The organism is Sandaracinus amylolyticus (assembly GCF_021631985.1).
Classification (GTDB): domain Bacteria; phylum Myxococcota_A; class Polyangia; order Polyangiales; family Sandaracinaceae; genus Sandaracinus; species Sandaracinus amylolyticus_A.
Window position 1 is genome coordinate 5466442 of record NZ_CP070225.1, and the last position, 26229, is coordinate 5492670.

At 71.1% G+C, this 26229-nt stretch carries 20 protein-coding genes; 6 read left to right on the top strand and 14 right to left on the bottom strand.

From position 1 onward, the window contains the following. The first annotated feature begins 12 nt into the window (after positions 1-12). A complete protein-coding gene (locus I5071_RS23080; protein ID WP_236514686.1) occupies positions 13-432 on the top strand; it encodes a hypothetical protein in 420 nt (139 codons plus the stop codon). Positions 433-478: 46 nt separating this feature from the next. Continuing rightward, the gene (locus I5071_RS23085; RefSeq protein ID WP_236514687.1) at positions 479-1108 is read left to right on the top strand and encodes an acyltransferase; all 630 of its coding nucleotides are present in this window, start codon (positions 479-481) and stop codon (positions 1106-1108) included. A 4-nt stretch (positions 1109-1112) separates the two neighbouring features. Here the strand turns inward: I5071_RS23085 and I5071_RS23090 are convergent, their stop codons facing one another. From I5071_RS23090 to I5071_RS23135, 10 genes are all read right to left on the bottom strand, one after another. Beyond that, a complete protein-coding gene (locus I5071_RS23090; RefSeq protein WP_236514688.1) occupies positions 1113-3113 on the bottom strand; it encodes a glycoside hydrolase family protein in 2001 nt (666 codons plus the stop codon). 23 nt (positions 3114-3136) lie between these two features. Beyond that, positions 3137-3997 carry a hypothetical protein gene (locus I5071_RS23095; RefSeq protein ID WP_236514689.1) on the bottom strand — a complete coding sequence of 287 codons (861 nt, stop codon included), beginning with the start codon at positions 3995-3997 and terminating at the stop codon, positions 3137-3139. Further along, entirely contained in the window at positions 3994-4743 is a 750-nt protein-coding gene (locus I5071_RS23100) for a hypothetical protein (protein WP_236514691.1), read from the bottom strand. Before I5071_RS23100 ends, I5071_RS23095 begins: the two co-directional genes overlap by 4 nt. Next, the gene (locus I5071_RS23105; RefSeq protein ID WP_236514693.1) at positions 4733-5029 is read right to left on the bottom strand and encodes a hypothetical protein; all 297 of its coding nucleotides are present in this window, start codon (positions 5027-5029) and stop codon (positions 4733-4735) included. The genes I5071_RS23100 and I5071_RS23105 overlap by 11 nt, the downstream gene beginning before the upstream one ends. After that, positions 5022-6056, bottom strand: a complete 1035-nt coding sequence (locus I5071_RS23110; protein WP_236514695.1) for a hypothetical protein — start codon at positions 6054-6056, stop codon at positions 5022-5024. The genes I5071_RS23105 and I5071_RS23110 overlap by 8 nt, the downstream gene beginning before the upstream one ends. A 15-nt stretch (positions 6057-6071) precedes the next feature. Next, positions 6072-7055, bottom strand: coding sequence for a hypothetical protein (locus I5071_RS23115; protein WP_236514697.1), 984 nt, complete (start codon positions 7053-7055; stop codon positions 6072-6074). Positions 7056-7091: 36 nt separating this feature from the next. Further along, complete coding sequence (locus I5071_RS23120) at positions 7092-8999, bottom strand: hypothetical protein (RefSeq protein WP_236514699.1); 1908 nt, start codon at positions 8997-8999, stop codon at positions 7092-7094. Between the two features lie 79 nt (positions 9000-9078). Further along, positions 9079-10395: a S8 family peptidase gene (locus I5071_RS23125; RefSeq protein WP_236514702.1), complete on the bottom strand. Its 1317-nt coding sequence runs from the start codon at positions 10393-10395 to the stop codon at positions 9079-9081. Between the two features lie 216 nt (positions 10396-10611). Next, positions 10612-13170: a polynucleotide kinase-phosphatase gene (locus tag I5071_RS23130; protein WP_236514707.1), complete on the bottom strand. Its 2559-nt coding sequence runs from the start codon at positions 13168-13170 to the stop codon at positions 10612-10614. Beyond that, the gene (locus I5071_RS23135; RefSeq protein ID WP_236514708.1) at positions 13167-14549 is read right to left on the bottom strand and encodes a 3' terminal RNA ribose 2'-O-methyltransferase Hen1; all 1383 of its coding nucleotides are present in this window, start codon (positions 14547-14549) and stop codon (positions 13167-13169) included. The genes I5071_RS23130 and I5071_RS23135 overlap by 4 nt, the downstream gene beginning before the upstream one ends. Positions 14550-14611: 62 nt before the next feature. On the opposite strand from I5071_RS23135, the gene I5071_RS23140 reads away from it, so the two are divergent. The 3 genes from I5071_RS23140 to I5071_RS23150 all read left to right on the top strand — a co-directional run bounded on the left by I5071_RS23140 (position 14612) and on the right by I5071_RS23150 (position 16995). After that, entirely contained in the window at positions 14612-15118 is a 507-nt protein-coding gene (locus tag I5071_RS23140; RefSeq protein ID WP_236514709.1) for a hypothetical protein, read from the top strand. After that, the gene (gene tsaD / locus I5071_RS23145; RefSeq protein WP_236514711.1) at positions 15115-16155 is read left to right on the top strand and encodes a tRNA (adenosine(37)-N6)-threonylcarbamoyltransferase complex transferase subunit TsaD; all 1041 of its coding nucleotides are present in this window, start codon (positions 15115-15117) and stop codon (positions 16153-16155) included. Before I5071_RS23140 ends, tsaD begins: the two co-directional genes overlap by 4 nt. A 363-nt stretch (positions 16156-16518) precedes the next feature. After that, entirely contained in the window at positions 16519-16995 is a 477-nt protein-coding gene (locus I5071_RS23150; protein ID WP_236514713.1) for a hypothetical protein, read from the top strand. Positions 16996-17210: 215 nt separating this feature from the next. Here I5071_RS23150 and I5071_RS23155 read toward each other — a convergent pair whose 3' ends face one another. The 4 genes from I5071_RS23155 to I5071_RS23170 form a co-directional block, all read right to left on the bottom strand. Beyond that, positions 17211-17687, bottom strand: coding sequence for a desulfoferrodoxin family protein (locus tag I5071_RS23155; RefSeq protein ID WP_236514715.1), 477 nt, complete (start codon positions 17685-17687; stop codon positions 17211-17213). Positions 17688-18140: 453 nt separating this feature from the next. After that, complete coding sequence (locus tag I5071_RS23160) at positions 18141-19967, bottom strand: S1 family peptidase (protein ID WP_236514717.1); 1827 nt, start codon at positions 19965-19967, stop codon at positions 18141-18143. Between the two features lie 70 nt (positions 19968-20037). Further along, positions 20038-21861 (bottom strand): S1 family peptidase, encoded by a 1824-nt coding sequence (locus I5071_RS23165; RefSeq protein ID WP_236514719.1) that lies wholly within the window; start codon positions 21859-21861, stop codon positions 20038-20040. 347 nt (positions 21862-22208) lie between these two features. Next, positions 22209-25262, bottom strand: a complete 3054-nt coding sequence (locus I5071_RS23170) for a serine/threonine-protein kinase (RefSeq protein WP_236514721.1) — start codon at positions 25260-25262, stop codon at positions 22209-22211. Positions 25263-25413: 151 nt separating this feature from the next. On the opposite strand from I5071_RS23170, the gene I5071_RS23175 reads away from it, so the two are divergent. Continuing rightward, a complete protein-coding gene (locus I5071_RS23175; RefSeq protein WP_236514722.1) occupies positions 25414-26220 on the top strand; it encodes a hypothetical protein in 807 nt (268 codons plus the stop codon). Positions 26221-26229 lie beyond the last annotated feature (9 nt).

Below are 26229 nucleotides of genomic sequence, written 5' to 3' on the forward strand. Positions count from 1 at the left end.
TACATCGCGCGCATGTCGACGAGACCATCGCTCCTGCTGCTCTCCTTGGTCGCTCTCTCCATCACGTCGTGCGGTGCGCGACAGCGGCGCGTCGGGCCCGACCCGGTGCCGCGCGGCGAGTGGTGCGAGACCGTCGGTCGCACCTTCTGCAACTGGATGATCGACAGCTGCTCGAGCGGTGAAGCGCTCTGGACCGACGGTGAGTACAGCTGCGAGGAGCGCTACGCGCAGCGCTGTGTCGGCAGCGGCAATCGCTTCCGCCCGAGCGGCCACAGCTACGACGAGCTCGCGCGCTGCGTCGACCTCTTCGAGCAGACGAACTGCCTCGAGCTCGGCATGACCCACGTGCGCGCCGACGGCGCCGGCAGCTTCGATCTCTCGCGCCTGCCGCCCGAGCTCGTGTCGAGCTGCGAGCTCGGCGCGGGACGCTGAGCGTCGCGCGATCGCCGCCCTTTCTGCGATACAGTCGCGCTTCGGGATGGCTTCCCTCCGCTCGCGCTTCCGAGCCGCGCTCCGCACCGTCGCGGTCGAGCGCGGCATCGGGTTCTCGCTGTACCAGCGCCTCGTCTCGAACAACGACGGCCGTGACAACGCGGAGTACCTCCGCCGTCACGGCGGCCTGCACTCGATGGGGCGCGACGTGATGATCGTGCCGGGGACGACCATCACCGATCCCGCGTACACGCGCATCGGCAACAACGTCGTGCTCAGCAAGTGCGCGCTGATCGGGCACGACGGATCGATCGGCGTGCTCTCGCGCGCGTACAACCGGAAGCTCGATCGCGTCGGCAAGATCGACATCCGCGACAACGTGTTCATCGGCTTCGGCGCGATCGTGATGCCGGGCATCACCATCGGGCCCGACGCGATCGTGGCCGCGGGCGCCGTGGTGACGCGCAACGTGGAGCCAGGGACGATCGTCGCCGGTGTGCCCGCGCGCGACGTCGGCCGCGTCGCCGAGCTCGTCGACAAGCTCGAGCGCGAGTCGCGCGATCTGCCGTGGTGGGATCTGCTCGCGCGGCGCGAGGGCGACATCGATCCCGCCCTCGAGCCCGAGCTGGTGCGTCGCCGCGTGGCCGCGTTCTACGGCCGCGGCGACGCCGAGTGATCGATCACCAGCGCGCCTTCTTCCCGCGGATGTCGTAGTGGACGAAGGTCTTGTAGAGACCGAGCCCACCCTGCTTCATCCGCCCTGCCGCGATGAGCTCTTCGATCTTCGCGTGCACTTCCTTGGGCGTCATGCCCTTGACCTTGATGTCCGCCGCGATGCCGCAGAGGTGCTGGCTCTTCTTCGCGCCGCCGACCTTCTTGTTGTGCTCGGGGCTGCGATAGCCGGAGGTGATCGTGATCGGCGCGCCGACCTCGGCGCGCAGCACCTCGAGCTGCGCCATCAGGAGCTGCACGTTGCCGCGCAGCGGGCGCGGGACGTCGACTCCGTCCTTCGAGCGGAATTCGCGTAGCGCGAAGTGCTCGGTGGACGCGTCGTCCGCCTCGCGCACCGGGCAGAAGTCGGGCGCGGTGACCGACTGCTGGTGCACGAGCGCCTCCTCGTCGACCTCTCCTTCGTCGTTCTCGTGCTCTCCGTCGTCGGTGTCGAACCCGCGGAGCCACTCGCTCTGTCCGGTCGAGAGCAGCCCGGTCGTGAACATCGTCACTTCGGCCTCGCGACGGCGCACCAGGCCGGGAAGCTTCTTGCCGCCCCCGTTGACCCACTTGCGCATTTCGACGGGCACAGCGTCGTAGTCGCCCTCGTTCAGCTTCTTGAGCAGCGTCGATTTGCCGAAATTCCCCTGACCGACGTTGTAGACGAAGCTCACCAGCGCATCGAACTGGTGCTGCGCGAGCTCGGTCTTCACGAGATCGTTGACCACACTGGCCGCCTCGTTCGCGTGCGACGCGAGCAGCTCGGTCGCGCGCGCCTCGTCGATCCCACGGGCGTACGGAGCCTCGCTCGCATCCCCGTTGCACGGGCCGCGGTGCACCAGAGTCCCGTATCCGATCGTGCAGTGTCCCGCGGGATCGTCGTAGAGCTTCGAGCGGAACCCCTCGAACGACTTGATGAGATCGACTGCCTTGCTCGACATCGCCCAGCTCTTCGAGCGCGGCTTCACGTCCATGCCCGCCGCGAGCGGGACGAGCGCATAGGAGAGCGCCGACACGCTCTGCGTGAACGAGAGCCCGTCCGTCTGGATCGTGACCTGCGTGTCGCCTGCGAGGACCGGCGCGCTGTCGCGCACGAACTCACGGCTCGGGAAGTCGACGAGCTTCTCGACGATCAGGCCCGCGACCGGGCTCGGCAGCACGCGATTCACCGCCTCGCGGACCACGGTGTTCATGGTCTCGATCGTCTTCCGATACGCGCCCGAGACCGCCTCGCCGAACGGCTGTCCACGCTTCCACGCGTCGAAGAAGAAGTACGTCGTGGGCTCGGGGAGGTAGTTGTTGCGCACCGTCCCTGCCGACGCCTTCGCGCCGATGTCGATCCACGCCGCGTTCAGCGACGCACCGACGCAATTCATCATGTACACACTGCGCAGTCGGATCGGATTGCCACCGTTCGCGCCGCGGATCGCGCGGATGTCGTGCGCGGTGACGCTCACTCCTCCGTGCACCGCGATCGACTCGTGACTGCCGTGGGTGAGCACCAGCAGATCGATGACCTTGTTCGCCTTCGTGAAGTGCACGAGCGTGTCGCGCAGCGACGCGTAGAGCGCAGTGCCGTTCCGCAGCACCGTCACGTCGCCGTAGAGCTCGCCCTTGGTGCGCGCGTATCCGTTGATCAGCAGCTCGGCGGACTCGAGGATGTCGTCCGAGAGGCGCTTGATCCCCTGTCGGATCGCGCTCGCGAGCGCGCTCTTCGTGCTCGACGGAATCAGCGACGAGCCGGGGAGCAGATCGATCCACGCACCGACGTCGAGATCGATCCCGCCGTTCTCGATCAGCACGACGAGCGCGCGATCACCCACCGACTGGGCGCGCGTGTACGAGCCCCAGCCGCCCGGCGCGAACGGGCTCTCGCCGAAGGGCGCCGAGATCCCGTCGCGCGAGCTCTTCGTCCGCAGTCGATCCAGCTCCGAGAGCTGGCGATTCAGAAGCAGATATCGATTCTCCATGGCGCGTGCCTCGTCGTTGGGCGTCAGCGGTCCTGTCGGTCGAAGGAGTCGAATCGGTCGAGCGGCGCGACGTCGATGACGCCCCCGCTCTCGCGCGGCGCGCGCGCGGTCCGGAGCGTCGGTGTCGAGCTCTGGCGATCGAAGGCGTCGAATCGCTTCGCGAGCTCCACCGAGCCGAGGTCGTACGCCATCGCGTAGCGCATGTTCTCGGCGATCCGATCGAAGATCGCGTGCTCGCTCGATGCCGGCGCCGGCGGCGGAGGGGGATCGTGGCGTGGCGCGGGCGGCGTCGCGGCGGGCGCCGGTGCGCGCGGAGGGCTCGCCTCGGCCTGCGGCTCCTTGCCGCCGAGGATCGACTGGATGTCCGCGAGCAGCTCGTTGTCGCGCACCAGCGACTCGATCTGCCGCCGCGTGAACGCGCTCGCCGACGAGCTCGATGCGCTCTCGACGGGCGCGGGCTTCGCGACGGGCGCGGGCGGCGCTTCCACGGGCGCGGGCTCGCACGCGCACGGTCGCTCGGGCTTCGACGCGCTCCGCACGACCTCCTCCGCCGCGCGCGGGCCGAGGTCGTACTCGACGAACTCCTCCGCGGCCGCGTGGCCGGCCGAGAGCTGGTACTCCTGCCACTCGTCGCCCGGCGCGTGCTCGAGCCCGAGGTCGTACTCGATGAACGGGCGCTCGCTCGCCGACGCGCCGAGCTCGTACTCGATCCACGGCGCGTCCTCTCTGCGACCCGCGACCGCGACCGGCGCTCCGTCGTCGAACGAGCGCGACCACGCGAGACGCTCCGCGCTCGCGCGCGGGCCCACGCCGAGCCGCGGCGGATGCCCTCCGTACGCCGACGAGAGCAGCTTCCTGTACTCGGCGAGAGCGTCGCGTCTCATCGTGACCTCACGGCTCCTTCGCGGACCTGCATGCGGACGATGCAATACGGATCGAGCGTCAGGATCAGCTCGTTGTCGGGCCTCACCTCGACGTCGTCGCCCAGCTCGATCGTGAGCCGACGCGCGTCGTGCGCGCGCACCTCGCCGAGCTTCGCGTTGAACACCGCGACCGGCACGTGCGACGCGCTGATCGCGAGATTCTGACCCTCGATCCGAAGCACGCGCCGCCCGTCCGCGTCACGCTCGAGCGAGGCCTGGCTCACGCGCGGCGGCGTGCTCCCCCGGCGCGCGCGCTGGATCAGGTTCGCGAGGTTCTTGTAGTCGAGGCCGCCTTCTCCGACCTTCTGCAGGTCGACGTCGCGCTTCTCGATCTGCTCGAGATCCTCGACCGACGTCACGCCGAGCCGGCGCAGCTTCTTCTTGGTCGCGGGATCGATCGGCACTGCGTCGATCTCCACGTCGCCCTTCTTCGGCGGTCCCTTGCTCGTCGCGCGCACCTGTTGATCGGTGATCGACGCGAGCTGGATCGAGAGCTTCGACGCGCCCGCTTGTCCGGGCTGCGCAGTGCGGAACTCGACCGCATCTCCGTCGTACGTCGGGAAGATCTGCAGCTCGAGCGCGACGTCCTTCACGGTGTACGTGAGCGGCTTGTTGATCGATTTGACGGCGAGTGTCTCGCGCGTCTTGTCGAGCTCGACGACCAGCGAGTCCACGAACGACTCGAGCTTCCACGCTTCATTCGCCACGGCCGCTCTCCTCGCGGGTGACGACGGCGCGGAATCGCAGCACGTGCAGCACGGGCGCGACCGTCACGTCCACGCCGTAGATCGGCGGCGCGCACCCGAGCGACACGCGGCCGTCGTCGCCGACGATCACGTCGAGCTCGATCGGCGTCTCGACCTCGAGCGACTCGATCGACATCCGCACGCCCGCGTCGCGCGACACGATCTCGCCCGTGAGATCGGTGTACGCGAGCAGGTTCTCGCGGAACGGCGCGAACGCCTCGTCGATGTCGCGCTCGCGATCAGCCACGCTCGGCTCCGCTCGGGACGAGGCTCGCGCGGGCGCGCGAGACGATGTCGTGTCCGTCGATCGCCGCGCTCGCAGGATCGGTGCTGGCGCGGCACGTGAGCAGATGGATGGCGATCGGCACCGGGAGCTCGACCGTGCGCTCGGTGCCGGCGACGTCACGCGACGTCACGCGGTGGAGCTCGAGCTCGGGGTGGATCCAGAGCGCGCCCGTCACGCCACGCCGCGCGTGCATCGTCGCGCGCACGATTGCGAAGAGGTCGAAGCGCGCGAGCACGCCCGGGTCGGAGAGCACCGCGAGCCCCTCGGGCGAGAGCGGCGCGCGATCGAACAGGCTCGTCAGCAGCTCGTTCGTCGCGCCGAGCCCGAGCACCATGCCGCTGCGCATCCGCCCGGCGATGCGATGCGTGCTCGCGTCGGGATCGCTCGGCTCGAGCAGCGCGCGCGTCTCGAGCCGCTGATGTCCGGTCGCGCGCGCGTCGGCGCGCAGCTCGTAGCGACACGCGACGTCGAGCTCCCAGCGGAACGCACGCGCGTCGGGCGCGACGTCGCCTTCCCACACGCGGTGCCAGTACGCGCGGAAGCGGCGCGCGTCGTCGAGCACGACGCGCTGGCCCGAGGGCTCGAACCGCACGATCGAAGGCACCGCCTCGCCGAGCCCACGCGAGCGCAAGACACTCCGAGGCAGGAGCGACCTCGCGCTCATCACGTCACTCCATTCGTCGGTGCGTGACCCCGGCAGCGCATGGACTCGCACCGGTCGCGACCACGCGGGCCCGTTTCGCGCGGAGTCTCGATAGGTGACGAGCTGCACCACGCGCGCGCCGCGCCCGATCCGCTCCGCCGGGATGCGAATCCGGAACACCGACGCGAACGGCCCGCCGTCGTGCCGCGCGAGCGGAGAGACGTAGTCGACCGTCTCCTCCGCGTCTCCGATGCGATATTCGTAGAACGCATTGGTCCCGATGTCGGCGACGAGCTCGACCCACCCTGGCGCCACGTCGCCCGGCTCCAGATGTGCGAGCGCCATCTCCGTCGCTCTCGCTCAGGGCTTCGCGGGGCCGCCGCCCTGTCCGCCCGGGGCGGGAGGCTTGAGCGCCGCGACGCCGCCGTCGGCGTACATGTTCGCGAAGTTGTCGAGCTTGAAGTAATCGGTCTTGAACGCGATCTTCACCTTGCCCATCAACTTCGCCGACAGATCATCCGTCGCCGTCTTCTCCGACGTGTTGATCTGGATGTTCGTGTTCTGGACTCCCACGTTCGCGTCGAAGCCGAGGAAGCTGTACGACGCGTTCGCAGTGACGGTGTTGATGTTCTGATCGTTGTGCGTCTTCTTGCTGTTCCGGTTCGCGGTGATCTTGAACTCGACGCCCGCCTCGATCTCGCCCTTCTCGACGACGAGGCGCGTCACACCCATCAAGAGCACCTCACGGAGCGCGGCGCGATGCTCTTTGGCCATCGCGATCTTCGCGTCCATGATCCTCGCCTTCACCTCGTTGTCCTCGAGGTCGACCTTCTCGCCCTGCGGGTTCGTCAGCGAGAGCTTTCCGCCCGGCTCCATCTGCAGGTTGAACTGATTGCCCTTCGTCTCGGCGAGATAGGCGAACGCCTCGTCGTCGCCGACCTTCTTCACGAAGTCGGCGGTGCTCTTCGTCGCCTCGCGCATCAGACGGATGAAGTCGTCCGTCTGGCTCTTCATCACGCGCAGGTTCGCGTCGAACACCGCCTTGAGCAGATCGGCGACGAACTTCGGGAAATCGACGCTGTCGACGAGCTCGTTGAACGCCGCGGTGCTGCCCTGGAATCCGGGGTCGTAACCACCGAATCCCATCTCCGCGCCAGGGCCCTTGTCGGCGAACGCGACCGAGAGGCCCTGTTCACGCGCGAGCTTGTCGGCGTTCTGTTGGACGACGTGGAGGTAGATATCGCGCTGCTCGTCGACCGACATCGCGGCGAACGACGTGCTCCTCGCGAGCTGCGCGCGCGCCATCTGACGCGCGCGTTGTTGGATCTCCTGCGGAATGTCCATCTCGGTTCTCACCGTCGTTGAGGTCCGGAGGAGCGATCAGAAGTTCCAGCCGTCGGGCGCGCGCGGAGCGGGCGCGGCACTGGGCTGCTGGGGCATGCCGGGGATCGCGCCGGGCATTCCGGGGAACGCCGGCATTCCCGGGATTCCGCCGATGCCGGGGAACATCCCCGCGGGAGGGGCGTCGCGCGGCATCTCCTCGGGCGCGAGCTGACTCTCCGCGACGATGTAGCCCTCCGCGGCAGACACGAGATCCATGAACGACTGCTCGTCGGTGAACGCCCCCTTGGCGATCGTCGACAGGATCTGATGTCCGATGCGCCCCTTGTTGCGCAGCGGGCTCAGGTCGTGCGCGCCACGAATGCGCTCGATCACCTTGAGGAACGAGCGCGATCCCGGGCCTGCGAACTGGCTCGTGATGTCCTCGCTGCTCAGCAGGCGGCGGATCACGAAATCCATCTCTCGATACATCACCGGCGCCGCGACCTTCGTCATGCCGACGCAGTGCGCGGAGAGGTTGTACTGGAGGTCCTCGATCGCCTGGAGCACGCGCTGCTTCGACACGAGGCCGGTCGCGTTCGGGCTCTCCTCGACCTTCGAGATGTAGCGCGCGACCTCGGTCATCAGCACCGCCCAGAGCCGCGCGAACTCGCGATTGACGCGCATGCCGTCGGTGACCTGCGCATTCCCGACGCCGAAGAGCTGGCGATAGAACATCTCGCGCTCGGCGCGCGGGACCCGCCGCGCGATGCGCCCCGTCTTGAGATCGCGGAACTGCCCGTCGAGCACGTAGAGCGCGAGATCCTCGGCGAGATCCTGACGGCGGATCTGGAGCTGGAGATCCATCGAGGTCTGTGCGGCGAGGCGGTCGATCACCTCGAACACGCCGAGCTCGTCGCCCCACACCATCACGAAGAACAGCTGCGCCGCCGCTTCGACGCTGGTGCGATCGAACTCGAGCGAGGTCGAGTCCTCCTGGTAGTAGTCGACCGAGTAGTCGTCGTTGACGAGCGGTCGCTCGATCTGCGTCGTCGCGACGATCGGCGATCGATTCCGCAGCGCGTCGAGGACGATCGTGTGGACGTACGCGCGGTTATCGAGCGTCTCGGGCGGCAGCTGACGAAGGAGCTGCAGGATCGCGCTGCGGTCGGGGTCCGCGATCGGCTCGTCGCTGATGTTCTTCTCGACGTGCGAGAGCGCGCGCTCGGCCGCGTCGCTGAACACGTGCCGGCCCACCAGGCGCTCGAACGCCGCATCGAGCGAGTCGCGCGCGAGCGACACCGGCGTCTCGCGGAGGCTCGTGAGGATTCGATTGCGGTCGCCCGATCCGATGTGGAGCTGGGTCTCGATCCGATGCAGATCGAGCGCGCGCTCGACGACGTAGTCGTAGACCGGCTTCCAGCCATCGCCCGAGCGGCGCGTGAGGAAGCTGAGCACGCCGTCCGCGCTGCGGACGTTCTTCGCGTACCAGGCGTAGGCGAAGAGGTACTCGAGCACTTCGGGGATCGAGAGGATCTGCCGAGCGGTGTAGTCGAGACTGGTCGACGCGTGCTCGATTCCCTGCTGGACCTGGACGAAGTCCGACGTGTGATCGAGCCGATCGAGGAGCAGCCCGATCGAGAGCGCGTGTCCGTTGCTCGGCGGCGGCAGCTCCTTGCCGTTCTTCACGAAGAACCGGCCGGGCCGCGACGGCTCCTTCGAGTCGGGCTCCCAGAGGTCGCTCTCGACGATGCGCTCGAGCAGGTGCCTGTCGCGGGCGCGCTCGCGCTCGGTCTCGGGATCGGTGTCGGGCGCTCGCGCGACGGTCATCGTCGCCGCCTCGTGCCCGGCGATCTCGGCGAATCCCTGCTTCAGGCGGTCCTGCAGCGCCTTCAGCGCCCGCGCGGCGTGGGGGTGCGGCGGAGCCGAAGTGCCGCGCTGGGCGAGCACCGGGCGACCGAGTCTCATGACGGGCGTGAGTTGAGGAAAGAGGGTGGTCATCGATCCCGGTTCCTTGTTCGAGAGATCCGCTCGGCTCGGCTGGCGCTCAGGGCAGAGAGAACGTCGAGGGCGTCCGCGCTGCGCGCGCGCTCCGCCCGCCGCGCAGTCGATGCACGAGCAATCGACACGCATCGACGAGGTTCAGGCACCCGTATCCGGTGCGCTCGGTGCGGAGCCGCGTGTCGGGTCGATCACACGTCTCCGCGAGGATTTCCTTCACGTCGCGATCCGACAGACGCGCTCCGCGATCACGCGCGATCGACTTGAGGAGCGCGACCGCGCCCGCCACGAACGGCGACGCCTGCGACGTCCCCGTGGCGTGCGCATAGCGACCCTGCGCGTATGCGCTGAGCACGTCCGTGCCCGGCGCGAGCATCCACACCGGCGCGCCGAACGACGTGAACGACGCGACCTTTCCGCTCCGATCGGTCGCGCCCACGGCGATCACGCCGGGGAGCGACCCCGGATAATACTTCTCGTCCGTGCCGTCGTTCCCACTCGCTGCGACGACGGTGACGCCTTTCGCGATCGCATATCGGATCACCTCTTCGTGAGGCAGTCCGCCGCCGGAGCGCTTGATTCCCGCGCTCACGTTGATCACGTCGGCGCCGTGGTCGACTGCCCACTTGATTCCCGCGTTGATGTTGTCGGGAATCCCCGCGCCCACGACGCGATCACCGTCCTTCAGCGCGGCGAGCACCCGGACCGCGAGCAGGCTGCAATTCGGCGCGACGCCGATCGGCATCTGGCGCCCGGCGCCGACCGCGATGCCCGCGACGTGCGATCCGTGGCCCACCTCGTCCTCGGGCGCGGGATCCGCGTCGACGAAATCACCGATGAACGCGCGCGTGTCGAGCCCGCGCAGATCGACGAAGTCCGCGCCCGCGACGATGCGCTCCCGCAGCTCCGGGTGCGCGAGCGACACACCGGTGTCGAGCACCGCGACACGCACGTCGGGGTTGCCGCGGCCGAACAGATGCGCTTGCCGCGTGTGGATCAAATCGCGCGAATTGTCGGTCAGCACCGACGCCTCGGTCGCGCGTGATGGGGTCGGCAGCGCGGACTCTCCGACGTCGATCGCGCGCACGTACTCGAAGTCCGTGATCAGCCGCGCACGCTCGGCGAGCCCGGCGGGAATCCCGCGCTCGACACGAAGGATGATCCGATAGAGGCGGTCGAGCCCCGCGGCGATCTCCTCGCGCGACCACTCGCGCTCACCGCCGGCGGGTGCGTGCTCCTGGGTCACCCAGAACGGCACGCCGAACGAGCTCGCCAGTCGGTCGAATTCGGCGTGGAACGCCGTCGCGACCGCGCTCTTGTCTTCGATGAAGTCTTTCCAGAACGGGAAAGAACGAAAGCGCACGCGCTCTCGTGTCTTCACGATGAGATGCGGCCTCACGACAGCCCCCTTTGCCGTGTGCGCCGGATGTTAGGAATTCGCGAGCGCGCTTGTAAATCGAGCGCGCGTGTTCAGTCGCGGAATCGGGAGTTTTCGTGCACCGCAAACGGAGCGCAGCGCGAGAGACTGGAATGTTCGTATTCGCAGTCCAGAAGCGCGTCACTCCGTGGGGACTGACACTCAGAGCCGAGGGTCGACCGGCTCGCTCTCGAGCGCGAGCAGCGCGAGCACGCACTCGTGCACTCGGCGCAGCGGCTCGCGCCGCACGAAGCGCTCGAGCGCCTCGATCCCCAGCGCGAGCTCCTTGTGCGCCAAGCCCCGCTTCCGACCGAGCCCGCGCTGGCGCAGCCGATCGATCTGCAGCGGATACTCCGGCCCGTAGATGATCCGCAGGTACTCGGGCCCGCGGCACTTGATCGCAGGCTGCAGCCAGCCCTTCGGGCCGCGCACCAGATAGTCGAGCGGCTTGACCACCATGCCCTCGCCGCCCGCGCTCGTCAGCGACTCCCACCACTGCGTCGCTTCCGCGCACGAGCGCTCGTCGGCGAGCTCGACCACACGATGGCGCGTCGCGACGAAGAGCGGATCACCGGTCTCGGCGAGCCTCGCGAGCGTCCCCATGTGCCAGAGGTGATCGCGATCGACGTGCACCCGGCCCTCGCTCGCGAGCAGATGGAACGGCGCGAGCCGCAGATCGTCGATCGACGCGACGGGCCAGCAATAGCGCCGGTACGAGGCGACGTACTTCTCGAGGTGCCCACGCCGCGACGTCGTCCGCTCCGCGAGCGCGCCGAGTTGTCCCTGGGCTGCAGCGTCGAGCCCCCGCGCCATCGCGCGCTCGAGCATCGCGTCCGCATCGGCGAGCGACGCGCGGCCCACCGAGCCCACCAGCGCGTACTGCTCGCGCAGGAGCTGCTGCGCCTTCGCCGACCACGGCATCAGCTCCGCGTCGAGCACGATCCAGTCGCTCGCGAGCTCGTCCCACACCCCGCTCGTCGCGAGCGCCGCATCGACACGATCGATCAGCGCCGCCTCGAGCGCGCGATCGCTCCCGAAGAAGCGCCGCCCCGTCCGGGTGAGGCACACCCCGCGCTCGTCGCCGCTCACGCCGAAGCGCGCCCGCGCCGCACGCGCGTCGCGCGCCAGCACGAGCACGATGCGCGAGCCCATGTGCTTCTCTTCGCAGATCGCGCGCGCGACCCCGTTCTCGCGGTAGTAAGCGAGCGCTTCCTCGGGGTGCTCGAGCAGCGCCTCGCGCGACGACGTCGCCGAGGGCGACATCGTCGGCGGCAGGTGCACGAGCCAGCGCGGATCCGCGGCGAAGCGGCTCACCACCTCGAGCGCCGCACGCGCATGCGCCTCGGGCACGATCACCGTCGCGGCGAGCCGCGTGTCGACCCGCAGGCGCGACAGGAAGTCCGACACGTCGAGCAGATCGTCCGCTTCGTGCTGTGCGCTGCGCGACTCGCTCGCCTTCACCAGCGGCTTGATCGACTCGGCGTACGCGCGCTGCGCGGGCACCGACACCAGCTCGCGCTCCGGCCACCGCAGCGCGGTCAGCGCGCCGCCGAACACGCACCCGGTGTCGATGCAGATCGTCTGGTTCACCCACTCCGCGCTCGGCACCGGCGTGTGCCCGTACACCACCGTCGCGCGACCGCGGTACTCCGCCGCCCAGTCGGCGCGCACCGGCAGCCCGTACACATCGATCTCACCGGTCGTCTCGCCATAGAGCGCGAACTCGCGCACCCGCCCCGACGCGCGACCTTGATAGGCCTCCTTCATCCCGGCGTGCGCGACCACCAGCTTCCCGCCGTCGAGCACGAGGTGCGACACCAGATCGTCGACGAACGTCGCGATGCGATCACGCAGCTCGGGCTCGCGGACCTCGAGCTGCTGCATCGTCTCGGCGAGCCCGTGCGTGAGCTTCACGTCCTTGCCGCGCAGCTTGCGCAGGAGGCGCGCCTCGTGGTTGCCGGGCACGCAGAGCGCGACGCCGGCCTCGACCATGCGCATCGCGATCTCGATGCACCCCGGCGAGTCGGGCCCGCGATCGACGAGGTCCCCGAGGAACACCGCCTTGCGCCCCTGCGGATGCACGAACGCCGCGCGCTCGTCGCGCTGCCATCCGAGCGTCGCGAGCAGTCCCTCGAGCTCCTCGCGGCACCCGTGCACGTCGCCGATCACGTCGAAGGGCCCGCGCTCGTCGCGCCGATCGCTCCACAGCGGCTGTCGCACCACGATCGCGTCGTCGATCGCCGCGCCCTCGAGCACGTGCACCTGACGCACGCCCTCGCGCTGCAGCGAGCGCAGCGAGCTCCGCAGATCGCGCACCTGCCGGCGGATCGCGCCCTCGGGCAGCCGCCTGTCGGTGCGCACCGCGTTGCGCTCGAGACAGACCTCCTGCGGCACGTCGAGCACGATCGCGATCGGCAGCACGTCCCTCGAGCGCGCCAGCGCGATCAGATCGCGGCGCGCCTCGGGCTGCACGTTCGTCGCGTCGATCACGACGATGCGCCCGCGCGCGAGGCGCTTGTCCGCGATGTAGCGGAGCGCGTCGAACGCGTCGGGCGTCGCGCTCTGATCGTTCTCGTCGTCGGCGATCCACGCGCGGAAACGATCCGACGAGAGCACCTCGCTCTCGAGGAAGTGACGGCGTGCGAACGTGCTCTTGCCCGAGCTCGACGCGCCCACGAGGAGCACCAGAGACAGCTCGGGGATCTCGATGCGACGCGTCACGCTGCACCGTCCTTCCGCGTGAAGATCGCGGCCTGGGTCGGCGCGCCGTGCTCCGGATGCTCGTCGCCGATCGGCGCGAAGCGCACGTCGTAGCCGCGTCGCTCCGCGACCCCGCGCGCCCAGCCTTCCAGCTCGGCGCGCGTCCACTCGAAGCGGTGATCGGAGTGGCGGAACGCGCCGTGCGCGAGGCTCGGGAAGAGCGCGTTGTGCTCGCGATTCGGCGTCGTCACCACCACGAGCCCGGGCCGCGCCGCGACGAAGAGCGCGCGCTCGAACGCGTCGAGCCGCTCCGGCTCGAGGTGCTCGATCACCTCGATGCACGTGGCCGCGTCGAGCCCGACGAGCCGCGCGTCGCGATACACCAGCGAGCCCGTCACGAGCTCCACGCGGCGCCGCGCGTGCTCCGGCAGCTTCGCCACCCGCTCGCCCGCGATCTCCAGCGCGCGCGCGTTCACGTCGACGCCGAGCACGCGCTCGAAGCGCTCCTTCGCGAGCTCCGCGACGAGCTTGCCCTCGCCGCACCCGAGGTCCGCGACCGTGCGCGCACCCGCCTCGCGCAGCGTCTCGCGCACGAACGCCCGACGCCGCGCATCGAGCGAGAGCGGCCGCTCGAGCGCGTCCTCGCCCGCCGCCGCGCGCGCCTCGCTCTCCTCGTCGAGCAGCGGCTCGAGCCGCTCGAGCGCCGCGCGCACCAGCGAGCGCTGATGGCGCAGATAACGACGCGTCACCAGCTCGCGCTCGGGATGCGCCTCGAGCCATCCCTCGCCGTGCCGCAGCAGCTTCTCGATCTCCGCAGCGTCGACCCAGTAGTGCTTGTCGTCGTCGAGCACCGGCAGCAGCACGTAGAGGTGCGCGAGCAGCGACGCGACCGTCTGCGTGCCCCGCAGCGCGAGGCGCAGCGCGCGCCCCTCGCCCCACTCGGGGTGCATCTCGTCGAGCGCGATGCGCTCGATCTCCACGTGCCACCCGAGCGGCTCGAAGAGGCGCCGCGCCAACGACTCGCCACCGCGCGCCGCGATCACCGAGACCGTCGCCTCGAGCGCGATCGCCTGCTCCGCGAGCTGCGGCCGCTCCTTGCTGCGCCCGCCGAGCGCCGTCCCGAACGCGCGCGAGATCGCGACCGACACGAACGACGACGCGACGTAGGGCCGATCGCTCACGTACGCCGCGAGCGGCTCGCCCTCGCGATCACGCACCAGCCCGATCGGGTCGATGTCGAGCAAGAGCGCTGCGGTGCAGCGTGACTCGCTCGCGTCGGGATAGAGCACGTGCGCGACCCCGAACGAGAGATCGACCGAGGTCACGCGCTCCGGATGTTTGTGCAGCAGGTACCCGAGGTCGGTCGCCGGAACGTGCGTCGTGGTGATCGTGACGAGCATGAGGCCGGCGAGCGTCGCACGGGCCCACCCCGCGGCGCGAGGGCGCGCTATACCTCCCCTCGTTGCGCGCCCTCGCTCCGATGCTGTGTGTCCTCGCGCTCTCCGCGTGCGACGACCTCTCGCGCTTCCGCACCGACGGCAACAGCCTCTATCGCGGCGACGTCGTGGGCGACGAGGGCGAGTCGTTCCTGCGGCGCGGCTTCGCGCCGGGCACGTCGCTCGAGCTCGAGTTCGACCCCACCACGCCCGACGTTCCGCAGCCCGGCACGATCACCTCGAGCCCCGATCCCACGAGCGGTGAGCGCGTGTTCGACGCGACGCCGCTGCGCTCGATCGCGCCGCTGCAGCACGACCTGCTCTCCGAGTACGACTTCCCGGGCGGCGGCCGCGTGCGCAACTACCTCTACGTCGTGCGCCCCGAGTCCGGCCCGCTCGCGGGGCGCGACGCGATGGCGTTCGTCTCGCTGCTCGACGACGGCGGCGTCGAGGTGCGCATCATCGCGGGCGCAGGCGACGAAGCGAGCGGCGATCACTTCGGGCTCTTCCGGATGAGGCGAGTCGATCGATGAGAGTTCTCGGCATCGAGTCGTCGTGCGACGAGACCGCGGCGGCGATCGTGGAGGACGGCGGTCGCGTGATCGCCGACGTGGTCGCGAGCCAGGTCGCGGTGCACGCGCCCTACGGCGGCGTGGTGCCGGAGCTGGCGTCGCGCGCGCACCTCGCGAACGTCGCGCCGGTGATCGCGAAGGCGCTCGAGGCAGTCCCCGGTGGGCTCGACGCGATCGACGGCATCGCGGTCACGCGCGGGCCCGGACTGCTCGGCGCGCTGCTCGTCGGCATGAGCGCGGGCAAGGCGATGGCGTGGTCGCGCGGGCTGCCGCTCGTCTACGTCGATCACCTCGTCGCGCACTTGCTCGCGGTGTACCTGCAGCGCGGCGAGACGACGATCGAGACGCCCGAGATGCCCTTCGTCGCGCTGCTCGCGAGCGGCGGGCACACCGCGATCTACGAGGTGCGCGCCCACGACGACGTCGAGCTGATCGGACAGACGCGCGACGACGCGGCGGGCGAGGCGTTCGACAAGGCCGCGAAGCTGCTCGGGCTCGGCTATCCCGGCGGGCCGATGATCGATCGGCTCGCGAAGCTGGGCGATCGATCGAAGGTCGAGCTGCCGCTGCCGATGCCGAGCACCAAGCGCCTCGACTTCTCGTTCTCGGGGCTCAAGACCGCGATCGCGCGGCACGTGGAGAAGCACGGCGCGCCGAAGGACGAGCGCGACCTCGCCGACGTGTGCGCGGCGTTCCAGCACGCGGTGGTCGAGGTGCTCGCGCGCAAGAGCGTCGCGGCGTGCAAGCAGCGCGGCATCCCCCGGCTCGTGCTGGCGGGCGGTGTCGCGGCGAACGCGGGGCTGCGGGCGCGCACGACCGAGCTCGCGACCAGCGTCGGCGTGAAGGTGTTCGTGCCGCCGATCGCGAGCTGCACCGACAACGCGGCGATGATCGCGTACGCGGGATGGCTGCGGCTGGCGCGCGGCGAGCGCGACGCGCTCGACATGACGGCGTACTCGAAGAGCCCGGACCTGCGGCGCGGGAAGATCCTGGTCTAGACGGGGTCGGGGGCGGGGGCGGGGGCGCGCTCGGGAGCGGGAGCTGGGCGGGGGCGAGGGGCCGCTCGGTGACCGGGCGGGGGCGCGCCGGCTGCGCGGACGCATGCGATGGCTCGCGAGGAGGCATGCGATGGGTCGCGAGGACGCATGCGATGGGTCCCGAGGACGCATGCGATGGGTCCCGAGGACGCATGCGATGGGTCCTGAGGACGCATCGGTTGGGGTGGATCCACCCCAATTCGAAAACGAGGCAAAAACCGCGGTGAAACGCGTGATTCTCGGCGCGTTTCGAGATGCGTGCGCGAGCGATGGGCTCGACATGGAGGCCCGCGTCGCGAATGTTCGCGCGAAAGGAGGTCCGAGATGGCCACCAAACGGAAGAAGACGACCAAGAAGAGCGCGAAGAAGAAGGCGACGAAGAAGACAACGACCAAGCGCGTTGTGAACCCGCTCTCGACCGACCAGCGTCGCAGCCTGCTGAAGCCGCCGGCGGGCTACGAAGCGCTCGTGAGCGACACGATCGACGCATGGAGCGACAACCGCTCGGTGCTGAAGCTCGCGAACCGCAGCCCGGCGCAGCTCGCATCGATGCTGCGGAAGGCGAAGAAAGCCGCCGAGAAGCAGCGAGCGTTCGAGGAGAAGGTGGAGGATCAGCTCCGCGCGCTGATGGACGCGCGGCTCGCCGCCGAGCACGAGGTGTGGAGCACGACCCTCGCGCTCTACGGCGTGGCGAAGGCGCAGATGCGCACCGCACCGGAGCTCGCGGGCGCGTTCGAGCACCTGAGCGAGGCGTTCGCGCGCGAGGCGAGGAAGCCGAGCGAGCCGACGCCGAGCGAGTGACGCGCACGACGGGGCGCGTGTCGTGCGCGCCCTCGTCGCGATCAGGTGCGCGTGAGCGCGATGCCGAGGTCGCGCTCCGCGCACGCGCGCGCCATGGGCCGCAGGCTCGCCATCACGACGCGCATCTCGGGGAGCAGCACCTCGCCGACGTGGGGATCGTCGAGCGCGGGGGCGGTCGCGGCGGGGTCGAGATCGTAGGCGTCGGGGCGCGCGCCTCAGCTCACCTGGATCGCGCGGCGGGTCATCCACACGCCGTGCTGGTTGCAGCGGGCGCGCGCGACGAGCTGCGAGGGCTCGCGGAGCACGAGGGGGACGCGGAGGATCGGGTACGCGACGTCGGGCGAGAGATCGGCGACCCACACGATGCGATCGTCGAGGCGCACCTCGATCCACTCGATGCGGTGATCGACGCTCATCTCGTGGGGGCGCACGCCGGCCTGCACGACGAGGTCGAAGGGACGCCCGGCGCGCACGCGCTCGGGCAGCGTGAGCACCGGCGCATGGGTGCGCTCGTCCTCGGTGAGCGCGGAGGCATCGGCGACCTGGGCCCCGGTGGGCGTGCCCTCGGCCGACCACTCGGCGCGCGCCGGTGGGCACGCGGCAGTGCCGCGGCGTTGCGCGAGCGCCGCGGAAGGGAGCGCCAACGTCGCGGCGCCGACGATCGAGCCTCGCAGGAAACGACGTCGCTCCATGATGCGCGAGTGTAGACGACCGAGACCGAGACCGAGTGCGAGCCCCTCGACGCCGAGCTCCGAGATCCGGCGCCGCACCGCACTCGACACCGCTCGTTCGGCGCGATGCCCGAAGGGCGAGCCGATCGATTCGGCCGCGATGCCGAAGGCGAGCCGGTCCGCGGGTGACGACGCGAGCACGCGACGCGTGCTCGCGTCGTCACCCGCTCTTCCCAGCCAAGAAACCGACCGCGGCCTTCCCTCCCCGCGTGGCCGACGCCTTACCAGCCGGGGCGCGGGGAGGGGTCTCGCGCGCACTTCCGCAGGAGCCGACCAGTCTCCGTGAGAGCCCCGAATGCTCGAGGGCGGTCGCGCGTAGCGCACCGCCCTCGAGACTCCACCTATCCAGTCACCTCACGAGCCGCAGGACGCCGCTCCGAGGACTGTCGGAGCACGAGACCCCTCACCGAAGCCTCACCGCGCGCGGCGTCGTCCGATCGCCAGCACGAGCCCGAGCGCCATCACGACGAGCCACGCTCCAGACGACCGCGACCCGACCGACACCGTGCATCCGCCGGCGTTCGATCCCACCGCCGTGCACACCGACGCCGCGCCGTCCGCCGTCCGGCGGCACTCGAAGCCGACGCCGCACACGTTGTCCGCGTCGCACGGCTCGGTGCACACGCCGCCGCCGCCGAGCCGCGCGCACAGGCCGCTCGAGCACTCCGCGTTGGTGCCGCACTCCTCGCCGACGAGGCCGCCCATCGGCGCGCACACGTTCACGCCGCCCGCCGCCGCGCAGCCGAAGCCCGCGGGGCACGCCACGCCGCCGTCGCACACCACGGTGCACCACTGGCGATCGCCGAGGATCGCGCAGATGCCGCCGGGGCAGTCCGAGTTGTCGAGGCAGTTGCTGCCGACGCCGCCGCCTCGGTCGCGCATGCACTCGTTGTCGCGGCACACGAAGCCGTCGGGGCAGCTGCCGCCCTCGCCGCACGGCGCGGTGCACTCGAGCACGCCGCCGCGCTCGCCGCACGAGCCGCTGCGGCAGTCGGAGTCCTGACCGCACGGCTCGCCGAGGCCGTGGCCGAGCCCGCCGACGATCTCCTGATCGACGCATCCGCCGCACGCGTCGCCGAGCGGCACGCAGATCTCACCCGCGAGGCAGCGCCCCGCATCGAGTCGGCACGGCGCGAGGCAGCGCTGCATTCCGTCGCCGGGATCGGCGCAGAAGAGCGACGCGCAGTCGGTGTCCGCCGCGCACGACGCGCCGATCGGCGCGCCGCCCGGAGCGCCCGGCACGCAGTGGCCCGCGCAGCCCGTCGAGCCGCAGAAGGAGCCGGGCGGGCAGCCCACGTCGGGGCGCATCGGATCGCACTCCTGGGTGCAGATCTGACCGGCCTGCGTCGTCGCGCAGAGGCCGCCGATGCAGGTCGCGCTGTCGGTGCACGCGCTGCCGAAGGGCATGCAGCCCTCGTCCGCCTCGCCGTCGCAGTCGTTGTCCGCGCCGTCGCAGATCTCGCCGCCCTCGTCGGGGAAGCACGCGTCGCCGACCATCTCGAGCACGCCCTCGACCCACTCCATGTGGCGGTAGAGCTCGTTGTACGCGCCGGGCGCGGTGCCGCACTGCGGCTCGGTGCGGCCGTCGGGGCTGAAGATGAAGCTCGCGACGCCGTAGACGAGCCCGTCGGGGCCGATCACCGGACCGCCCGAGTCGCCCTGGCAGACCGCTGGCTCGACGAAGATGAGGCCCTGCTGGAGGCCGGTGACCGCGGCGCTCGTGCGGTACTTCGTGCCGGTCTGGCCCGAGGGCGTCTGGCCGTAGCCGATCGCCGTGATCTGCTGGCCGTTGAGCGCGCTCGCCGGGCCCATCGCGATCTCCATCGGGGTCTCGCGCGCGGGCGTCGCGAGCTCGACGAGCGCGAGGTCCATGGCGCGGCCGTCACCGATGTTGCTGGTGCTGCCGGGGATCAGATAGATGGCGCGCGCGCGGTACTGCGCGGTGATCGAGCGCTGCGAGCTGCCGACGTAGAAGCTGATCGCCGAGGCCGACGCCTGGGTGTTGCCGTCGGCGCGCATCACGCAGTGACGCGCGGTGAGCATGACGCGCGGCGTGATGAGCGACGCGGTGCACATGCCGCCGCTCTGGTTGTAGAGGAGCATCACCGAGGGGAAGCCGGTCTCCGCGGTCCCGTCGACGATCTCCTCGGTGATCACCTCGGCCTCGGGCGCGATCGGCGCGCACGCACCGAGCAGCGCCGCCGCGGCGAGCATCGCGACCAGCCCCTTCGACGTCGTCATCCCCATCACGCCCTCACTTCGCGGCGCTCAGTCCGCGAATCAGCAAGCAGAGCCCCTAAGCGAAAAATCATCACCCGCGACGACGGCGCCGCGCGATCACGATCGAGCCGATCGCCACGAGCACGAGCATCGTCGTGGCGCCGGGACGGCGCGCGCCGCTGCCGACCGCGCAGCCACCGCCGCTCGTCTCGGCACGCGGCGCGATGCACGCGGCGCTCATCCCGTCGGCGCCGCGGCGGCACTCGAAGCCCGGGCCGCACGGCGCGTCGACGCCGCACTCGCGGGTGCACACGCCGTCGTCGCCGCAGACCCCGGAGAAGCAGTCGGTCCCGGCGACGCACGCGTCGCCGACGAGCCCGACCTCGGGCGCACAGACCATCACGCCGCCGGCCGCGACGCACGCGAAGCCGTCGGGGCACTGTTCCTCGCTGCCGCAGATGCTGGTGCACCACGCGCGATCGCCCTGCACCGCGCAGAACGTGCCGCTGCCGCAGTCGGCGTTGTTGACGCAGGTCTCGCCGATGCCGCCGAGCGTGCCGCGCACACACATCGCGTCGCGGCAGTGATAGCCGCCCGGGCATCCGGTCTCGCCGTCGCACGCGCGGCTGCAGTAGCGCGCGTCGCCGTCCTCGATGCAGCTGCCCGACGCGCAGTCCGCGGCGTCGCCGCACGGCTCGCCGAGGCCGGCGCGGAGGCCGCCGACGAGATCCGCGTCGACGCACGCGCCGCACGCGCCGGGGCCGGCCACGCACGCCTCGCCCGCGAGGCACATGCCGGCGTCGCCCTGGCAGGGCGTGAGGCAGCGGCGGATGCCGTCGCCGGGATCGGTGCAGAAGAACGACGCGCACTGGTCGTCGCGCTCGCACGGGCGATCGTTCGCGAGCGACGCGTCACCGGTGCGCGGGACGCAGTAGCCGCCGCACGAGGTCGCGGCGTCGCGCGCGCAGTAGAAGCCCTCGCCGCAGCCGAAGTCGGGGCGACGCGCGTCGCAGGCCTCGGTGCAGATGCGGCCCGCGATCGTGTCGCGGCAGGTGTTGCCGACGCAGATGTCGTCGCTCGCGCAGTTGCCGCCGATCGGCGTGCAGCCCTCGTCGACGGCGCCGTTGCAGTCGTTGTCGCGGCCGTCGCAGACCTCGGCGCCGTCGTTGACGCAGCCGCCGCCCTCCTCGATCGCCATGTCGATGAGATCGAGGAAGTTGTAGATCGCGTTGTAGCCGCCCTGGCCGCTGCCGCAGCTGCCGTTGCCGAAGGACACGACCGCGGCGACCTCGCGATCCTCGGTGACCATCGGGCCGCCGGAGTCGCCCTGGCAGATGAGCGAGCCGACGTAGATCACGTCGTCGGCGACGTAGGTGACGTCGCCGGTCGCCGTGTACTTGGTGCCCGAGCTGCCCGAGGGGATCTGCCCGAAGCCGATCGCGGTCACGGTCTGGCCGCGGAGATCGTCGGGCGGCGTGCGACGCACCGGGATCGGCTCGACGTCCGTCACGCCGCTGACGAGGACGAGCACCGCGACGTCCTGGCCGACGAGGCCGCTGAGGCGACCGTCGTCGCGATACGAGCCGGGCGTCGTGTAGACCGACTGGACGCGCAGCGTGCGGCCGCTGCCGGCGCGGTCGCCGATGCCGGCGACCATCGCGCTCGCGCTCGAGGGACCGGAGGCGCCGGCCTCCTGCACGCAGTGCTTCGCGGTGAGCACGACGCGCGGCTCGATCAGCGTGCCGGTGCAGAGGCCGCCGCTGTCGCGGCTGTAGACCCACACGACCGCAGGGTCGCCGCCGAGCGTGCCGTTGACGATCGCCTCCTCGGCGACGTCGGGAGAGGGATTCGCACAGGCCGCGAGGGCGAGCGCGAGGAGGAATGGGGCGGCGAGGAAGAAGGGTCGTCGGATCATCGTAGGGCCCTCGAGCGGCGCGCCCCCTGTGCAAGCGACAGGCCCGGACATGGGCGACCGGTTCTGCGCAAGTTCCGGCCAGTCGCGCCAATGAGTGTCAGGGCGCGAACGCGCGTGTTCATAGGGTCGTCAATCGGCTTACTCGGACGTGAGACGCCTCACGTTCCGTGTAGGCGCGGCGGAGACGCGAGCCGATCGACGCCACGCTGCGCCGATGCTCTCACCGCCATCGATCTCGCGGCGCTCGGAGAAGATCGGCTCGGCCGCCGGTCTCCACCGTACGCGCGCTTCGCGCGCTCCCGTCCGGGACGTGCAGGACGAGCACTCCGGCAGACTCAGGCAAGGGCTCACGCCGCGTCGGCGGCCGCGTTCCAGCGGGCGGCAGCCTCGGCGTCCCCGGCTTCCTGAGCGAGCCCCGCCGCGTCGCGGTAGAGCGACGCCGCCTGGGCCAGCTCGCCGGCGAGTTCGCGCAGCGTGCCCAGCACGCCGGTCGCGCGCGCGGCGACCGCGGTCGCGCCCGACGCGCGCGCATGACGCAGCGCCGAGTCGAGGTGCTGGGACGCGAGGTCGGCATCGCCGATCTCGACGAGCGTCTCCGCGTACTCGAGCTGCGAGCTCGCGAGCGCGCTCTCGCGATCCGCGCTCTTGTCCGTCGCGAGCAGCTCGCACGCCTTGCGGAACGTGTTCGCCGCGGCGACCGCGTCGCCCTCCTCGCGGCGCAGGCGCGCGAGGTTGAGCTGCACCTCGGCCTCGCAGCGCGGATCGTCGTTCGCGGTCGCGCTCTCGATCGCCTGACCGAGCAGGCGCTGGGCATCGCGCCGCCGCTCGCGCTTGATCGCGACGCGGCCGAGCACGAGCAACATGCGCGCGCGCTCCTTGTTGCGCGGCCCCGCGAGCTCGAGCGCCTCGCGCAGCACGCCGTCGGCGCCCGCGAGATCGCCGTGCGCCTCGAGCGCCTCGCCCAGCTTGCGGCTGAAGGTGACGAGCGCGCGATCGAGCGAGAGGTCGCCGGAGAGCAGGAGCTCGCGGCGCGCGAGATCGAGGCCGCGCCGGAACGCGAGCGTCGCGGCCATCGCGTCGCCACGGAGCATCGCGGCGTCGCCCATGCGCTCGAGGAGCAGGAGCGCGCTCATCGGCTCGCCCGCCTTGAACGCGTGCTCGGCGCGCACCTCGAGGACCGCGCCGTTGCCCGCCGCGACCTGCAGCGCACGCGCGTGCAGCTCCTTGCGGGCCTCGGCGGGGATCGATGCCTCCACGAGATCGCGCACGAAGGGGTGCACGACCTCGACACGATCGGAGATCGTGAAGAGCAGACCGAGCCGCGTGAGCGTCTCGATCGCCGCGAGGTCACCGGCCTGCGCGACCTCGCGCAGCCACTCGATCGGGCACGAGTCGCCGAGCACCGAGACCGCCTGGAGCAAGCGGCGCGACGGGAGATCGAGTCGCTCGAGGCGCGCCATCACCGCGTCGGCGAGGCGCGGCGGGAGCGTCTCGTCGTGGCCGTCCTTCCCCAGCGCGCGCACCTGCTCGAGGTAGAGCGGCAGCAGCAGGCGCTGCGTGGGCTCGGTCGAGCGCTCGCGCGAGACCGGGCGCGGCGCGGACACGGTGCCGTTGAGGAAGTCCTGCGCCTCTTCGTTGTCGAGGCCGCGCAGCACGAGGCTCATCGCCTGCGGGTGCGGGCTGGGCTCGCGGATCGCCGCGCCGCTCGTGACGATCAGCGTCGGCGTGGGCGCCACGAGATCGACGAGGCGCGTCAGCGCGAGGCGGCTCAGCGTGTCGCAGCGCGTGAGATCGTCGATCACGAGGACGACGATGCCCGAGCGCGCACGGCTCGCCGCGACGCGCACCGCCGCCGCGAGCGCCGCCGCGACCGCGCCCGCGCGCGGCACGCCGGGCAGCCCGGGCAGGCCCTTCGACTCGACGATCTCCGCGATGCCGGCGCGCGCGAGCGGATCCGAGATCAGCCCGCCGGTCGCGAGCTCGGGCAGGCGGCTCTCGTCGACGTCGAGCAGCCCCGCGATCAGCGTGCGCACCGCGAAGTACGGCGCGGGCGCGCCGCTCGGATGCGGGCCCGACATCACGACCTGATCGCCCGAGCCCGACGCGAGCAGCGCGAGCTCCGAGAGCAGCCGCGTCTTGCCGACGCCCGGCTCGCCGAGCACGCGCATCCACACCGGGCGCTCGGTGACGAGCGTGCGCAGGTTCGCGAGCTGCGCGAGCTCGGCATCACGACCGACGAGCGGACGCCGCGTCGCCGCGGGCTGCACCGAGCCGCGAGCCGGCGCGGGCTGCGGCGGGGCCTGGGTGCCGGCGCGATCGGGACGCGCCGACGGCGGGATCGTGACGATGCCGGTGAGGCGCGTGCCGCACTCCCCGCAGAAGCGCACCGTCATCGGGTTCATGTGCCCGCACGTCGGGCACTCGATCATGCTGACGTGGCGCGTCTCGAGCGACTCCTCGGCGCGACGGACCGCGTCGTCCATCTCGTCGGCGCTCTGGAAGCGCTTGCCCGGTGCCTTCGCGAGCGATCGGATCGTGAGCTCGGCGAGCTGATCCGGGATGCGGCGCTGCGGCGCGATCACGCGCGGATCGGGCACCGGATCGTGGATGTGCCGCAGCACGACCTTGGTCGGCGTGTCGTCGGTGTACGGCAGTCGATCGGTGAGCATCTCGAAGAGCAGGACGCCCATCGAGTAGAGATCGCTGCGCCCGTCGAGCTCGTCCCCGCGGCCCTGCTCCGGGCTCATGTAGTCGGGCGTGCCGCACACCAGCCCCGGCGACGTGATCGACGACGAGCCGGGGCCGACGATCGTCGCGAGACCGAAGTCGACGACCTTCACGACCTCGTCGCCCTTGCGGCCCTTCTGGACGATGATGTTCTCGGGCTTGAGATCGCGGTGCACCACGCCGAGCGCGTGCGCTTCGCCGAGCGCGGCGAGGACCTTGCGCAGGATGCGGCAGATGCGCTTGAACGGGAGCGGGCCCTCCTCCGCGAGCACCGTCGCGAGATCCTTGCCCGCGAGGTACTCCATCACGAGGTAGAGGATCCCGTCGTCGGTGCGACCGAAGTCGATGATGCCGACGCTCTCGGGGTGGTTCAGGCGGCTCGCCGCGCGCGCCTCGTTGTAGAAGCGCGCGACCGTCTGCTCGTCGCCGAGCAGGTGCGGATGGATCACCTTCACCGCGACGGTGCGTCCGAGCATGTTCTGGACGCCCTTGTAGACGCGCCCCATGCCGCCGACGCCGATCAGCTCCTGGATCAGATAGCCGCCCGCGATGGTGCGGCCGACCATCGGATCGCCGGGAGAGCTGGGATCGTCGCGCTCGAGATTGTGCCCACAAGCCGAGCAGAAGCGGTCCGCTTCCTCGCCCGGAGCTGCGCACTGGGGGCACGACTTCACGCGCGCGAGCATACCGGAACCCGTACATCGTGATCACGTGTGTTGATCGATTCCCCTGCACCCACGGTACAGACGGAGTCGGACGGGGTCGCGAGTTGCTCCACGTCGACACGCGACGCACGGGGACGTGCCGCGCTACGCTGCGCGCGCGATGAAGGCCGCCGCCGCGACTCCGCGCTCGTTCCGCGCCGCGGGCACGACCGAAGCGCTGCGTGCCGCGGCGCTCGGAGCGAACCTCTGGGCGATCGCGCTGCTGCTGCCGGTGCTGCACGGCGGCGCGCGCGCGATCGACGCGGTGATCGTGCTGGTGCCGCTGCTGCCGCTCGCGATCGGCACGCGCGCGCTGGGGTCGCCCGTGCCGCGTTTGTCGCCGGTCACGCAGCGTGGGCTCGCGATCGCGACGTTGCTCTTCGCGTTCCCGATCACGCTCGCGAGCGCGATCGCGTCGCGTGCCGACCTCGCGGATCGCGATGCGTGGGGGCCGCTCGGGCTCTTGGTCGCGTCGATCTCGCTGCTCGCGTTCGGGGCGGTGAGCGCCGAGGCGTGCGGGCGACCGGTGGTGCTGCGGACCTCGAGCGCGCAGGGGCTCGCGACGGTGCAGCCTGCGAGCGAGCCGCCGCTGCGGCGCTGGCTGCGGCGCGCGATCGTCGGCGGAGTGACGGCGGGCGCGCTGCTCGCGGCGGTGGTCGCGCCCGCGATCGGCGCGCGCGCGACGCTGGTGCGCACCTGGGGCGACTCGGCGGACGAGGCGACGGTGCTCGCGTCGATCGTGGGCGCCGCGGCGGGCTCGATCGGGCTCGCGGCGTTCGTCGGGCCGCGGCTGCGCGCGCCGCGCGCGGGCGAGCTCCCGTCGGCGTCGCGTCGTGCGCTGCGGGTCAGCATCGCGATGTTGCTCGCGGCCGCGGCGCTGGTGGCGTTCTTCCTCCTGCGCGCGTGGGAGAGGTCGGTGACGACGTGAGCGGCGATC

Bases quoted from the DNA above. Each gene is read 5' to 3' on its own strand.
- I5071_RS23090 (WP_236514688.1), bottom strand. From the start codon at position 3,113: ATGGAGAATCGATATCTGCTTCTGAATCGCCAGCTCTCGGAGCTGGAT.
- I5071_RS23080 (WP_236514686.1), top strand. From the start codon at position 13: ATGTCGACGAGACCATCGCTCCTGCTGCTCTCCTTGGTCGCTCTCTCC.
- I5071_RS23175 (WP_236514722.1), top strand. From the start codon at position 25,414: ATGAAGGCCGCCGCCGCGACTCCGCGCTCGTTCCGCGCCGCGGGCACG.
- I5071_RS23165 (WP_236514719.1), bottom strand. From the start codon at position 21,861: ATGATCCGACGACCCTTCTTCCTCGCCGCCCCATTCCTCCTCGCGCTC.
- I5071_RS23095 (WP_236514689.1), bottom strand. From the start codon at position 3,997: ATGAGACGCGACGCTCTCGCCGAGTACAGGAAGCTGCTCTCGTCGGCG.
- I5071_RS23135 (WP_236514708.1), bottom strand. From the start codon at position 14,549: ATGCTCGTCACGATCACCACGACGCACGTTCCGGCGACCGACCTCGGG.
- I5071_RS23120 (WP_236514699.1), bottom strand. From the start codon at position 8,999: ATGAGACTCGGTCGCCCGGTGCTCGCCCAGCGCGGCACTTCGGCTCCG.
- tsaD (WP_236514711.1), top strand. From the start codon at position 15,115: ATGAGAGTTCTCGGCATCGAGTCGTCGTGCGACGAGACCGCGGCGGCG.
- I5071_RS23110 (WP_236514695.1), bottom strand. From the start codon at position 6,056: ATGGCGCTCGCACATCTGGAGCCGGGCGACGTGGCGCCAGGGTGGGTC.
- I5071_RS23115 (WP_236514697.1), bottom strand. From the start codon at position 7,055: ATGGACATTCCGCAGGAGATCCAACAACGCGCGCGTCAGATGGCGCGC.
- I5071_RS23085 (WP_236514687.1), top strand. From the start codon at position 479: ATGGCTTCCCTCCGCTCGCGCTTCCGAGCCGCGCTCCGCACCGTCGCG.
- I5071_RS23150 (WP_236514713.1), top strand. From the start codon at position 16,519: ATGGCCACCAAACGGAAGAAGACGACCAAGAAGAGCGCGAAGAAGAAG.
- I5071_RS23160 (WP_236514717.1), bottom strand. From the start codon at position 19,967: ATGACGACGTCGAAGGGGCTGGTCGCGATGCTCGCCGCGGCGGCGCTG.
- I5071_RS23155 (WP_236514715.1), bottom strand. From the start codon at position 17,687: ATGGAGCGACGTCGTTTCCTGCGAGGCTCGATCGTCGGCGCCGCGACG.